This window comes from Hirschia litorea (assembly GCF_042665075.1).
Lineage (GTDB): Bacteria > Pseudomonadota > Alphaproteobacteria > Caulobacterales > Hyphomonadaceae > Hirschia > Hirschia litorea.
This window is the reverse complement of sequence record NZ_JBHTBR010000002.1, coordinates 725,327-738,524: the sequence shown is the minus strand read 5'-3', so window position 1 is coordinate 738,524 and position 13,198 is coordinate 725,327. Positions and strand designations below refer to the sequence as shown.

At 45.5% G+C, this 13,198-nt stretch carries 11 protein-coding genes; 7 read left to right on the top strand and 4 right to left on the bottom strand.

The genetic code is table 11. The features are described from left to right. Positions 1-67 precede the first annotated feature (67 nt). The 4 genes from ACFQS8_RS03460 to ACFQS8_RS03445 all read left to right on the top strand — a co-directional run bounded on the left by ACFQS8_RS03460 (position 68) and on the right by ACFQS8_RS03445 (position 4,831). Positions 68-1,018: an ABC transporter ATP-binding protein gene (locus ACFQS8_RS03460; RefSeq protein WP_382165741.1), complete on the top strand. Its 951-nt coding sequence runs from the start codon at positions 68-70 to the stop codon at positions 1,016-1,018. A gap of 210 nt (positions 1,019-1,228) precedes the next feature. Then, a complete protein-coding gene (gene cysD / locus ACFQS8_RS03455) occupies positions 1,229-2,149 on the top strand; it encodes a sulfate adenylyltransferase subunit CysD (protein WP_382165739.1) in 921 nt (306 codons plus the stop codon). Between the two features lies 1 nt (position 2,150). Next, positions 2,151-4,082 carry a sulfate adenylyltransferase subunit CysN gene (cysN, locus tag ACFQS8_RS03450; protein WP_382165737.1) on the top strand — a complete coding sequence of 644 codons (1,932 nt, stop codon included), beginning with the start codon at positions 2,151-2,153 and terminating at the stop codon, positions 4,080-4,082. After that, positions 4,079-4,831 carry a 3'(2'),5'-bisphosphate nucleotidase CysQ gene (locus ACFQS8_RS03445; protein WP_382165735.1) on the top strand — a complete coding sequence of 251 codons (753 nt, stop codon included), beginning with the start codon at positions 4,079-4,081 and terminating at the stop codon, positions 4,829-4,831. Before cysN ends, ACFQS8_RS03445 begins: the two co-directional genes overlap by 4 nt. Here ACFQS8_RS03445 and ACFQS8_RS03440 read toward each other — a convergent pair. Beyond that, positions 4,828-5,259: an Lrp/AsnC family transcriptional regulator gene (locus tag ACFQS8_RS03440; RefSeq protein WP_382165733.1), complete on the bottom strand. Its 432-nt coding sequence runs from the start codon at positions 5,257-5,259 to the stop codon at positions 4,828-4,830. The genes ACFQS8_RS03445 and ACFQS8_RS03440 overlap by 4 nt on opposite strands. A 132-nt stretch (positions 5,260-5,391) precedes the next feature. On the opposite strand from ACFQS8_RS03440, the gene ACFQS8_RS03435 reads away from it, so the two are divergent. Genes ACFQS8_RS03435 through hglS form a run of 3 tightly spaced genes read left to right on the top strand, consistent with a single transcriptional unit; the run spans position 5,392 to position 9,066 of the window. Beyond that, on the top strand, positions 5,392-6,594 hold the full coding sequence (locus ACFQS8_RS03435) for an aspartate aminotransferase family protein (RefSeq protein WP_382165732.1): 1,203 nt from the start codon (positions 5,392-5,394) through the stop codon (positions 6,592-6,594). Between the two features lies 1 nt (position 6,595). Next, the gene (locus ACFQS8_RS03430; protein WP_382165730.1) at positions 6,596-7,690 is read left to right on the top strand and encodes an arginine N-succinyltransferase; all 1,095 of its coding nucleotides are present in this window, start codon (positions 6,596-6,598) and stop codon (positions 7,688-7,690) included. Further along, positions 7,687-9,066, top strand: a complete 1,380-nt coding sequence (gene hglS, locus ACFQS8_RS03425; RefSeq protein ID WP_382165728.1) for a 2-oxoadipate dioxygenase/decarboxylase HglS — start codon at positions 7,687-7,689, stop codon at positions 9,064-9,066. The genes ACFQS8_RS03430 and hglS overlap by 4 nt, the downstream gene beginning before the upstream one ends. A gap of 79 nt (positions 9,067-9,145) precedes the next feature. Here the strand turns inward: hglS and astD are convergent, their stop codons facing one another. From astD to astB, 3 genes are read right to left on the bottom strand one after another with little or no spacing between them, the layout of a single operon-like run. Beyond that, the gene (gene astD, locus ACFQS8_RS03420) at positions 9,146-10,561 is read right to left on the bottom strand and encodes a succinylglutamate-semialdehyde dehydrogenase (RefSeq protein WP_382165726.1); all 1,416 of its coding nucleotides are present in this window, start codon (positions 10,559-10,561) and stop codon (positions 9,146-9,148) included. A gap of 2 nt (positions 10,562-10,563) precedes the next feature. Continuing rightward, the gene (locus tag ACFQS8_RS03415; protein ID WP_382165724.1) at positions 10,564-11,847 is read right to left on the bottom strand and encodes a hydrolase; all 1,284 of its coding nucleotides are present in this window, start codon (positions 11,845-11,847) and stop codon (positions 10,564-10,566) included. Continuing rightward, on the bottom strand, positions 11,844-13,196 hold the full coding sequence (gene astB / locus ACFQS8_RS03410) for an N-succinylarginine dihydrolase (RefSeq protein WP_382165722.1): 1,353 nt from the start codon (positions 13,194-13,196) through the stop codon (positions 11,844-11,846). The genes ACFQS8_RS03415 and astB overlap by 4 nt, the downstream gene beginning before the upstream one ends. Positions 13,197-13,198: the final 2 nt, after the last annotated feature.

The following is a 13,198-nucleotide window of genomic DNA, read 5'->3' as shown; positions in this document are numbered from 1 at the left end:
CCTCTAGTGCGACCACTAGGGGACATTTGAATGTAGACCTCTGATTCGTTGATATGTGGAGCCGGTTATGAACTCACCAGAAATTTTGCCAGATTACGCCATCCAGCTCAAAGGGTTGCAGAAAATATATGCTGCAAAAGGCAAGATGGAGGAAAAGCATGCGCTTAAAGGGGTGAATCTGAACATTCCACGTGGCTCAATTTTTGGCTTGTTGGGGCCCAATGGTGCAGGTAAGTCTACTTTGATTAACATCGTGTCTGGTTTGGTGAATAAAACTGCCGGTGAAGTAAATGTGTGGAATTATGATTTGGATAAAAACCCACGCGAGGTAGCTGCTGCACTGGGGGTTGTTCCTCAAGAAATCAATATGGACCCTTTCTTTACACCACGCGAAAGCATGGAATTAACCGCAGGGTTCTTTGGTGTACCTAAAGGAGAGCGTCGCTCGGATGAAATTTTAGAAGCACTTGGTTTAGGCGATAAGAAGGATGCTTATGTTCGACAGTTATCCGGAGGGATGAAGCGTCGACTAATGGTCGCCAAAGCTATGGTGCATGCGCCACCTATCCTTATTTTAGATGAACCTACAGCTGGAGTTGATGTTGAACTACGACGTCAGCTTTGGGAGTATGTTAAGGAGCTTCATGCGCGCGGAACCACAATTGTTTTGACAACACACTATTTGGAAGAAGCGCAGGAAATGTGTGATCAGATCGCTATTATCAATCATGGCGAAGTGATTGCGTGTGAGGGCACGGAAACGCTTCTATCGCGCATGGATCGCAAAAAACTAATTGTCCAGCCAGAAGAAGCGATCTCCAATATTCCTGAATCCATTAAAGGGTTGAATATTGAGCGCCGTATAGATGGGGCTTTGGTCGTGACGTATCGCGCCAATGAAACGCGCGTTATGGACCTGCTCAATCAGATACGCGAGTCAGGCGTTAGGATAAAGGACTTAGCAACCGAAGAAGCTGACCTAGAGGACGTGTTTGTGTCCATGACCACGGATGCTTGATCAATAAATTGGCAGTTTTACGTCTGTTTGGGTAAGTTTCTCTAATGAATCTTATAAGCGGTTGACCTCACTTTTTCGTTGTATCTATATCACGTCACGATTATCCGAAGCTATGTGCGCATTTAGAACGTATGTAAATTTAAATTTAAGCAGCCGGATAATCCTAAAAAGGATCATCATCTGAGCTGACCGAATAAAGATTGATGGGTTATGACGAACAGCGAATTACCAAATGATCGGCTTACACACCTTCAGCGATTAGAAGCTGAAAGCATTCATATCATGCGAGAAGTTGCAGCAGAGGCTCATAAACCAGTTATGCTGTATTCGGTAGGTAAAGATTCTGCGGTGATGCTGCACCTTGCCAAGAAAGCATTTTATCCTTCTCCACCACCATTTCCGTTGATGCATGTAGATACAACATGGAAATTTAGAGCCATGTATGAGCTGAGGGAAAAAGCAGCCCAAGATGCTGGTATGGAGTTGATCGTATATCAAAACCCTGAAGCTCTTGAAAAAGGAATTAATCCTTTCGATCATGGCTCACTTCATACAGACATGTGGAAGACTGAAGGGTTAAAGCAAGCACTTACTAAGCATGGGTTTGATGCGGCTTTTGGTGGCGCGCGTCGAGATGAAGAAAAGTCACGTGCAAAAGAGCGCATATTTTCATTCCGAACTGCTAGTCACCGTTGGGACCCCAAAAATCAACGTCCTGAACTTTGGAAACAGTATAATATGCGTAAATCTAAAGATGAGAGCATACGCGTATTTCCTATATCCAATTGGACTGAACTCGATATTTGGCAATATATCCATTTAGAGAATATCGACATTGTACCTCTATACAAAGCAGCGATGCGACCCACAGTAGAGCGGGATGGCATGTTGTTGATGGTGGATGATGATCGTTTCCCCTTAAAAGAAGGGGAAGTTCCTGTAGAGCGATCAATCCGGTTTAGAACATTAGGGTGCTATCCACTAACAGGTGCTGTTGAATCAACGGCGGCGACCTTGCCTGAGATTATTCAAGAAATGCTTCTGACCACAACGTCTGAGCGCCAAGGGCGTGCAATTGATCATGATCAATCCGCGTCAATGGAGAAGAAAAAGCAAGAGGGGTATTTTTAAAATGACAACCGATTTGAAAAGTACTCAGAATTCATCTCCTATTTATGAGACAGAAGCGCTTATTGCAGAGGATATCGATGCTTACCTTTTAAAGCATCAGCATAAATCCATGTTGCGTTTCATCACATGTGGATCCGTGGATGATGGGAAGTCTACGCTTATTGGGCGTCTGCTTTACGACTCCAAAATGATTTTTGAAGATCAGCTTGCAAGTCTTGAAAACGATTCCAAAGCTGTTGGGACACAAGGTCAAGAAATAGATTTTGCGCTTTTGGTTGATGGTCTCGCGGCGGAACGTGAGCAAGGCATTACAATAGATGTTGCCTATCGTTTTTTCGCGACAGAAAAGCGAAAGTTTATTGTCGCAGACACGCCTGGTCACGAGCAATACACCCGTAATATGGTGACGGGTGCATCTACGGCTGATTTGGCTGTGATTTTGATTGATGCTCGACAAGGCGTTCTCACACAGACGAAGAGACACTCATATCTAGTGAATTTGCTAGGCATCAAGAATGTTGTTCTTGCTGTAAATAAGATGGATCTTGTTGGTTACAGCCAAGAGCGTTTCAATGAAATCGTAGCTGATTATAAGGTTTTTGCTGACTCTATTGGTCTAACAGCGTTTGATGCAATACCAATTTCAGGGCTCAAAGGTGACAACATCGTTGAGAAAAGTGCTGATACACAATGGTATGAAGGTCCAACGCTGATTTCACATTTAGAGGACGCTCCATTAAACGATACATTGATGGCGCAACGTGAGTTCCGGATGTCCGTTCAGTGGGTAAACCGTCCAAATCTGGATTTTAGAGGGTTTTCCGGACTGGTAACATCGGGTTCAATCCGGCCTGGTGATGCCATCCGAGTCCTTCCATCTGGTAAAACATCCACAGTAAAATCTATCGTCACGATGGATGGCGATCTTGATGTTGCGACTGTTGGACAATCTATAACGCTTACATTTAACGATGAAATAGATTGCTCTCGTGGGGATGTTATTGCAACGGCTGACGCACCACCTGAAGTCGCGGATCAATTTGAAGCAACTTTGGTTTGGATGGCAGAAGAAGAAATGCTGTCTGGACGTCCATACCTATTGAAAATAGGTGCCAATACGGTATCGGCCACGATCACTGAACCTAAATACGAAGTGAATGTGAACACCGCCGGAAAGCTTCCCTCAAAAACACTAAAGCTAAACTCCATTGGTGTGTGCAATATAGCGACATCCAAACCGGTTACTTTTGAAAGTTATAAAGATAATCCGGACATGGGGGGCTTTATCCTCATTGACCGTATGACCAACGCGACAGTAGCTGCGGGTATGATTCACTTTGCGTTACGACGTTCTCAAAACATACACTGGCAAGCAGTTGATGTTGATCGTGATGCGCACGCGGCTCAGAAGAACCAGACTGCACGTCTTTTGTGGTTCACCGGTCTTTCTGGGTCGGGAAAATCCACAATTGCGAACCTCGTTGAGAAAAAACTCTTTGCCTTAGGAAAACACACCTTCCTTCTTGACGGCGATAATGTCCGTCATGGCTTGAATAAGGATCTAGGTTTTACGGATGTAGACCGAGTTGAGAATATTCGTCGTGTGGGGGAGGTTGCCAAATTGATGACAGATGCTGGTTTGATCGTGATGACGGCTTTCATCTCACCATTCCAAGCAGAGCGGCAAATGGTACGTGACCTTTTCAACAATGGTGAGTTTATAGAGGTGTTCGTCGATACGCCTTTAGAAGTGGCTGAGCAGCGAGATGTCAAAGGTCTCTATAAAAAAGCGCGTGCAGGTAATTTGAAAAACTTTACCGGTATTGATAGCCCTTACGAGCAGCCATTGGATGCTGAGATACGCGTAAACACTGTGGAAATGTCAGCTGATGAAGCTGCGGATCTAATCGTCGAAAAGTTGATGGCACTATGAGTAATTTAACAGACTCAGAGCTAGCAGCTCAGCTCGCTGAAACGGCTGGCCGTATTCTTTTGGAAGTTCGAGCTTCAGGCTTGGTTGAAGGTAGAGCATTAGGCAAAGCTGGCGATGAAACATCCAACGCATTTTTGATGGAAGCTTTAAAGGCGCAACGGCCTGAAGATGCCATTTTATCAGAAGAAAGTAAGGATGATAAATCTCGTCTGCAACAATCTCGTGTTTGGATAATCGACCCAGTAGATGGCACCAGAGAATATGGAGAAGGGCGCACAGATTGGGCTGTTCACGTAGCTTTATCTATTGATGGGAAAGCTGCGTTAGGTGCAGTAGCGTTGCCGGGGCTAGATTTAGTTTTACGCTCTGACCAGCCACCAGCGCTTAAAGCAATGAATACTCCTCCCAAAATGCTAGTGTCACGTTCTCGACCTGGGAAAGAAGCCACAGCTGTAGCTGAAATGATAGGCGCTGAACTTTTACCTATGGGATCTGCGGGAGCTAAAGCTATGGCGGTTGTACGTGGAGAGGCAGATGTTTATTTGCATTCTGGCGGGCAGTATGAGTGGGATAATTGTGCGCCTATCGCTATAGCCAATGCAGCAGGTCTTCACACCTGCCGCATGGATGGATCGGACTTTGTCTATAATTGCGACGATACATATCTTCCTGATCTTCTTATCTGTCGGCCCGAACTTGCGAAACAAGTCCGCGAGGCGATCGATTCTTTGGATCTGAGTGAAACTTAACGTTTCAACTTTGTTGATAAGATAACAGCTGTACTGGTGCGCTCTACGCCGTCTATTTCAATGAGCGCATCAATAGCTTTGTCGAGCATTTCGACTGTCGTTGAAGATACAATAACAATCAGATCATAGTCACCACTTACGGAGTGAACTTCTTCTACAGAGGAGTTGTCTTTGATTTTATTGATAACGCTATGTGTTTTCTTGGCATCTAACGTTACTGATATATGGGCACGAACGCGCGCTTTTTGATAAGCTTCTGATAGAATCACAGTGTAGGAAGAGATAACACCAGCTTCCTCTATTTTTTCTAATCTTTTCTGTGCTGTAGAGCGTGATACACCAAGTGTCGCTGCTATATCTGTAACACTCATTCGAGCATTTTCTCGCAATACATTGATAAGCTGATCGTCTTTTTCAGTAATAGACATTCGAATCCTCGTTTTTTCTCAATACGAATGTTAAAAGCATTAAATAGCACAAAAATCTACCCCAAATAGATCAAAACCATACTGTTATTTGAGATTGAAATTTGCTCTTCTTATAAAAAACGGGAGAGTTTCATGGATCGCCGCCACATATTTCCAACTTACGCACCACCAGCTATTCAATTCGAGCGAGGTGAAGGAGTTCGCTTATGGGATGATGCAGGGCAAGAATACCTAGACTTTATTTCAGGTATTTCTGTAAACACGCTAGGGCATGCTCATCCTGATTTGGTCAAGGCGCTTGAGGCACAATCACGTAAACTTTGGCACTTATCCAACATGTTTGATGTGCCAGGTCAATCGGAATTAGCACAACGTTACTGCCATTTGACTTTTGCAGATAGAATTTTCTTCGCAAATTCGGGTGCAGAGGCTGTAGAATGCGCATTAAAAACAGCGCGCAGATACCATTTTGAAAAGGGTGATGAATCCCGCATTGAAATCATAGGCTTTGACGGCGCCTTCCACGGACGCACATATGCAACAATTAATGCTGCTGGAAATCCAGCTTACTTAAAAGGGTTTGGCCCAGCCTTGCCCGGATATAAGAAGCTGCCTTTCTCAGATATGGATGCATTTCAATCTGCTCTGTCTGAGAAAACTGCAGCTGTCATAATTGAGCCTGTGCAAGGAGAAGGCGGGTTAAGACCAGTCTCACCCGAAAATCTAAATCTGATGCGTCAATTGTGTAATGATGCGGGCGCTCTGCTTATCTATGATGAAGTACAATGCGGCGCAGGCCGTACAGGGAAGCTTTTTGCACATGAATGGGCTGAAAATGCAGCTCCAGATTTAATGGCAACAGCAAAGGGTGTGGGGGGCGGCTTTCCTCTAGGGATGTGTTTTGCAACTGAAGAAGTTGCTCAGTACATGGTGCCCGGAACTCATGGGACGACGTATGGCGGAAACGCACTTGCTATGGCAGTAGGTCATGCTGTGTTGGATCATTTGGAAAAGCCAGAATTTCTATCTCACGTCCAAAAAATTGCAAAACAATTACGCGAAGGTTTTGAAACGATTCAGAGCGAATGCGCCGGCACAATAGAGGAAGTGCGCGGTAAAGGATTGCTGATCGGTGCCAAACTTTCAGTACCTAATATCGAAGTTAGAAATGCTGCGCGGGATGCCGGACTGCTAATTGGAGTGGCGGGTGATAATGTGGTGCGCCTTGCGCCTGCATTGAATGTGTCGTGTGAGGATGTTGCGGAAGCTTTGTCGCGCATTCGTTCTGCGCTTGAGCTGGTCAAATCCAAGCAATCTGCTTCGGAACAGGCTTAAAATGAACAGCGGTATAGGCGCATATGTCATTCGACCCATAGAACCATCTGATTTAGATGGTTTCTATGGGTTGGCTGAAATATCTGGACCCGGTTTTACCAGCCTGCAAACGGACCGAGACTATCTTGAAAAATACATTTTCGAGTCAGTGAGCAGTTTTGCTGAACCTAAATCTGATCAACCTCAAAAATTTCTTCTTGTAATGGAAGAGGTGAAAACTGGAGCAATCGTCGGATGTGCTGCGGTGAAAACTAAAATTGGTCAGACACGATTATTTATTGACCTTGCAATGAAGAATGCGCGGGGGCAGATCGTGCACGACCCCAATGATGCAGTTTACCTTGATCCATATTGCGCGTTCGATGGTGCAACTGAGGTCGGGTCTTTGTTTATGCACCCAGATCACAGAATGGGTGGATTGGGGCGCTTTCTAGCGAAGTCTCGTTATCTATTAATTTCAATAGCGCCAGACATATTCTCTAGCCCTATTATCGCTGAACTGCGTGGATGTCAGAATGATGAAGGCGTCTCAGATTTTTATGATTCTATACATAAACAACGGTTGGGAAAAACATTCCTAGAAGCTGATGCCTTCATAACTCATGCTGACAATACTGGAATTGAGAGCACAATTCCCAGTGGTCCTATATTGATAGATAATTTGCCAAAGCAGGCCAGAGGAGCAATTTCTAAACCTCATAGGAGCGGTGTTGGTGCATACCACCTCCTTTTGAGGGAAGGCTTTACGCATACAGGAATGGTCGACCTATTCGATGTTGGGCCAATAATGTCTGCAAGCGTTGAAAATATAAAAACAATACAGGAAACCATCACACGCAAGCTTTGCGTAAAAGGTACGCCGCAAAATGTTGATCTCGCTATTGTGAGCACGACATCTCTATCCGGCTTTAGAGCCATAATTGATAAGGTGGAACTTTCAGAAACTGGGGTAAACGTAAGTGTCGAAACCATGCAGGCATTAGGCCGGCCTGAAGGCGCTATGGTTCAGTTTTGGGCTGGATCAGACAAGCAAAACAAAGTGCAATCAACCTTGCAGCGATCTGATGGCCAGTCGTTAAAGGCGGTAACTCAATGACTATTAAATGTGTATCCCCTGATTATATTCGGACGCTTTTCACAGATGCAATGTCAGTTATGTATCGGGAAGAAGTGCCAGCCTATGCTGATCTTGTCACTTTAGTTGAGGAGGTGAACGCTAAAGTTCTTAAAGCTGATCCAGAATTGGAAGAAGAACTTGAAGCGGAAGGCGGTATTGATGCTTTAAACGCAGAACGCCACGGAGCTATTCGATTAGGTAAACCTGAAGAGTTAAATCTTCTTGGACGTGCATTTGCTCTAATGGGCATGTTTCCAGTCGGATATTATGATCTATCTGTTGCTGGCCTGCCTGTGCATTCGACAGCCTTCCGACCAATCACCCCATCATCTTTGGCGTCAAACCCGTTTCGTGTATTTACGTCGCTATTGCGTCTGGAACAAATCGAAGACGAATCTCTTCGTCAGATTGCTTCTGAGATATTGTCTAAGCGAGACATCGTAACGCAAAGAGCAAAAGAGTTAATTTGCTTAGCTGAACTCCAAAACGGACTAGATGAATCTCAAGCAATATCATTTGTGGAGGAAATCGTTGAGACGTTTCGGTGGCATTCAACCGCGCGTGTTGGGGCCGATACATACAAACAATTGAAAGCAGCTCATCCTTTGATTGCAGATATTGTCAGCTTTGCTGGACCTCATATCAACCATCTTACGCCTCGTGTACTCGATATTGATATGGCGCAAAAATTGATGCCAGACAAAGGCTTGAATGCGAAAGACCATATTGAAGGCCCCCCTTATAGGGAGTGTCCTATCCTATTGCGTCAAACAGCTTTTAAAGCATTGAGTGAAACGGTTGTTTTTTCGGATGGCGTGTCAAATATAGAAGGTGAACACACTGCTAGGTTTGGTGAAATTGAGCAACGAGGTATCGCACTGACACCTAAAGGGCGTGCTTTATACGATAAGCTTCTTTTTAAAGCTAAGTCCGAAAAACATCTCGACAGTTACCAAGCTTCACTTGAGCACACTTTTCTTGAATTTCCAGACGATTGGGAAAAATTGCGCCGTGAAGGTTTGGCCTATTTTCGGTATGTACTGACAGAAAAAGGCAATGATGAAGCTAATAGTGGTGGCTTAAAAGACTCTATCGAAAATCTCATTGAGGCGGGCTTGATGGATGCAAAGCCTATAACTTACCAAGATTTCTTGCCTGTCAGTGCAGCGGGAATATTTAGATCGAACTTATCTTCGAATGATTCTGATATTTATGAATCAAGCGCAAACCAAGAGCAGTTTGAAAAAGATTTAGGTTGCCCGGTCCATGACGCTTTCCAGTTGTACGCGCATGAAGAAAAAGAAAGTCTGAGTAACTGTCTTAGAATGCTCGATCAGACAGGCTGCATTGATTAGTAAATTCCCTCTCCAAGGATACACTTTAGGGCACTAACCACATCGGTCAGTGCCCTGTTTTTTTGTTTGAAAGAAATGCTTACCCTATTTGGCGCGCCTGTGGCCATGCACAATAATCAGCAGCGTAATAAGCGCTTGGCCTTGCATTACCAGATAATCCTGGGCCACCAAATGGCATCGCACCTGATGCGCCGGTTGTAGGGCGGTTACGGTTTAAAATCCCTACGCGCAGACGCGCCTGTGTATATTCCCAAACATCATCGTCCGAAGTGACCACACCAGCTGATAAGCCAAAGCGAGTGTCATTGGCGATAGCAATTGCTTTATCCAAATTGCTTTCGCGGTAAACTTGAAGGAAAGGTCCAAATAGCTCTTCATCAGGTGGTGTATCGGCGTCTGTCATATCAATAATGCCAGGACGAACTATACCTGTATTTTCCACCATATCGCGGAGAGGGGTTATGAGTTTGCCTCCAAGGGCCACACGTTCATTTTGAAAAGCCAAAGCTTGCGCGACGGCCTTAGCAGATACCAGTGGGCCAAGGTATACGTCTTCGCCATCCCAAGGACCAATTTTAACGGCATCAATTTTTTCAATTACAGCTGCAAGAATATCGTCGCCCTGTTGGCCAGTCGGAAGTATCAGGCGTCTCGCACACGTGCAGCGTTGCCCTGTTGTGATGAAAGCAGATTGAAAGATAACTTCAGCTGCGCCAGCCACGTCATCTGTTTTATGTACGATAAGCGGGTTGTTGCCGCCCATTTCTAAAGCAAGCATGACATCGGGACGTCCAGCAAAATGGCGGTGAAAGGCTGTCCCTGTGTGGTGCGATCCCGTGAACAATAATCCGTTGATGTCACCGTTCAGCAAAGCTTGCCCTGTGTCTCGTCCACCATGAACAACATTCACACACCCGTGGGGGAGGCCAGCTTCTTCAAAAGCTTCGACCATCAAGTTCGCTACACTAGGCGCCAACTCTGAAGGCTTGAAGACAATTGTGTTTCCGGCAAGTAAGGCAGGTACGATATGTCCATTCGGAAGATGACCTGGAAAGTTGAAAGGTCCGAAGACCGCCATGACGCCAAATGGGCGGTGAGTAAGAGAGATAGCTCCAAAATCTGTCTCTTTAGTCCAACTTCCAGCGCGATCTGATTGTGCTGTAATTGATCCAGCAATCTTGGCGACCATAGCACCAGCTTCAGTGATCGCTTCCCATTTTGGTTTGCCCATATCGAGGCTGATTGCATCTGCGATTGCTTGTTTGCGTTCTTCCAGCGCTGCTGCGTATTTTACGAGTACTGCTTCTCGCTCAGTTTGAGCTGTCAGTGACCACTTGTCGAACGCCTTGCGAGCAGACGCTATCGCATCTTCAACCTGCTTGGCATCAGCAGCATGGTAGCTACCAACCACAGTACCATCAGAGGGAGAGATACTATCGAATTTAGACCCTTTTCCAACGGACCATATGCCATTGATAAATGTATCTTGTGTCATGCTTAACTCTCCTCATTCATGAGTGATTTAATGTGTGCAGCATCTACCCGTCCATCTGCAAGACGGTTCAGGATTAGCGCTGTAAGTCCAGCGCGTTCTGCAAAACTTTCAATTACAACAAACTCGTCTGAGGAGTGTATGTTCCCACCACGCACGCCGAGCGTATCAATATTTGGCGTACCAGCTTGAAAGACATTATTTCCTTCGCATACGCCGCCTGTATCTTGAAACGTGAGCGATAGCCCCAAGGCACCAGCCGTTGCATCCACAACGTCAAACAAGCGCGATTGGGCAGCATTGCGAGGTTTGGGCGGACGGTAGAAGCTCCCAACCATTTTACCGCTAATGCCATCGCGTTTAAGGACTTTGGCAAGCAATGTTTCCAGTGACCGCACGGCTAAGTCTGCGCGTGTTTGATCGGGTGCACGTATACCTAAACGGACAACGGCATTGTCGGGCACTATGTTGACGGCGTTTCCACCATCAATCGCACCGACATTAAAAGTAACGCTATCCATTCCTGCATCCAGCTTCTCTATGCCTGTAACAAACTCGGCTGCCGCAAGAACAGCGGAACGGCCTGCTTCTGGTGCACGACCAGCGTGTGAGGCGAGGCCTTTGAATATGAAGTCGTAGATAGCTGAGCCTTTTCTAGCCCCTGACATTGCCCCAGATTCCATTGCTGGTTCGAATGTTAAACCTATATGGGCTGATTTTGCTGCCTCCATGATAAACGGAGCGCTTGCAAAATTACCTGTCTCTTCATCAGGGCTTAGTGTGATGGAATAGCCAAGTTTTTCTTTGTAAGGGCCAGCTTCAAACGCTTTTAGCGCTTCAAGCATAACAACTATTCCCCCCTTCATATCCGCAAGCCCAGGGCCGTTTAGTTTGCCGTCGCCGATATCGGAAATGTTTTCAAAGCTGCCTTCTGGAAACACAGTATCGTAATGACCTGTCATAACAACTTGCACAGGCGCGTGAGGGCGTGCCCTGATGGTCACTACTGGGCCAGTCTCAAATAGGGTCTGTTCACCTTGATTGTTGATTTTCTCGATAGGTGCGGTGGGGTGAGCCTCCACAACAGCATCTAAAACACTAAAAGCATCCACAAGCAGAGGTGCAAATTTAAGCAAGCCTTGTGCGTTCCAGCTCCCTGTATTGATTTTAGCCCATTCAACTGTCTGAGCGACCATTGCGTCCTGACGATCTCTTATCATCTGCAATGCGATATCATCTTCAGGTGTTTTACTTGCAAGGCGCAATATGTCTTTTTGGGTAAGGCTCATATGTCGCCTCCATTGCTCTGAAATTCATAAATTGAACCAAGTTCTAGAATTTGAGACAATTCATCCAAAGCTGTGCGGGTTTCCTCCAATAGCTGCGGATCCCCTAAATCAGACGGTGCAAGCGCATCGCGATAGTGGTTTTTTACCCAAGTTTCTAATCGTGAGATTTTATCCGAAGTCATTAATACGGGCTGGTGCATTTTGCCCAACTCATCATCGGTAAGTTGAACTCTTAAACGTAAACATGCTGGACCGCCGCCATTGCGCATACTCTGGCGCAAATCCATGTAAATCGCGTGCTCAATAGGGTTGTCTCCAGTGATGCAAGCATCAGCAAAGCGCTTTGAGGATGTATTCTCTTCGGCATCTGCCGGTAATATTAAAGCCATTTTTCCATCGGGAAGAGTGATGAGTTGGCTGTTAAAGAAGTATGATTGAATAGCATCACCAACTGGAAAATCACTGTTCATTGCAGCAATAAAAACGGGGTCAAATTCCAATGCTTCTGCCTTGCGACGTATGGTATCTTGTAGTGTATTGATATCGTCAAAGGCTGTTTCATGAAATAACAGCGCAGGTCCGTTTGCGACACACACTACATCGTTGTGAAAGGCACCTGCATCAATTGCTCGATTGCTTTGGCGAACGAAAAGCGATTGTGAATCCGGTATCCCATGTAAACGCGATACTGCTTGACTAGCCTCAAAGGACTGACGAGCAGGAAATTTGGCAGTATTATCCATACTGTTCAGCGCTTCTCGTCCATATACGAATACTTCTAACCCCTTGGCACCATGGTTTGCGCAAAGACGGTTATGGTTTGCAGCACCTTCGTCACCATATAGTGGATTTGAAGGAAGCGGTGCATGAACTTTAAAGGCGTTTTCATCCGAAAATAGTTTACGTAAAATCGTTTCTGCCTGTGGGCCTTCAATACTTCTGTGCGCCATAGCTGTGAGGTTAGCGGGTGTAAAATGCACCTTACCGTCAGCTGTATCTGCGCTTGGTGAGACAGTAGCAGCGTTAGCTGTCCACATGCATGAAGCAGATGCGTAATTGCTAACTAAAGCGGGTTTAGTTTTAAAAGCTTTCTGTAGAACATCTGAATCACTACCTTGAAAACCTATTTTCCGAAGACCTGAAATGAAAGGACGTTCTTGAGGGGGCATGACAGCTTGTGTCAGCCCAAGTTCAATCAATTTGCGCATCTTAGATAAACCCTGAAGCGCAGCGCCTTTAGGGGTGGAAATTTGTCCCTTATTTGATTTTGACGCGAGATTGCCAAAAGACATGCCACCATAATTGTGCGTAGGGCCGACAAGTCCATCAATGTTGATTTCTCTAGTCATAT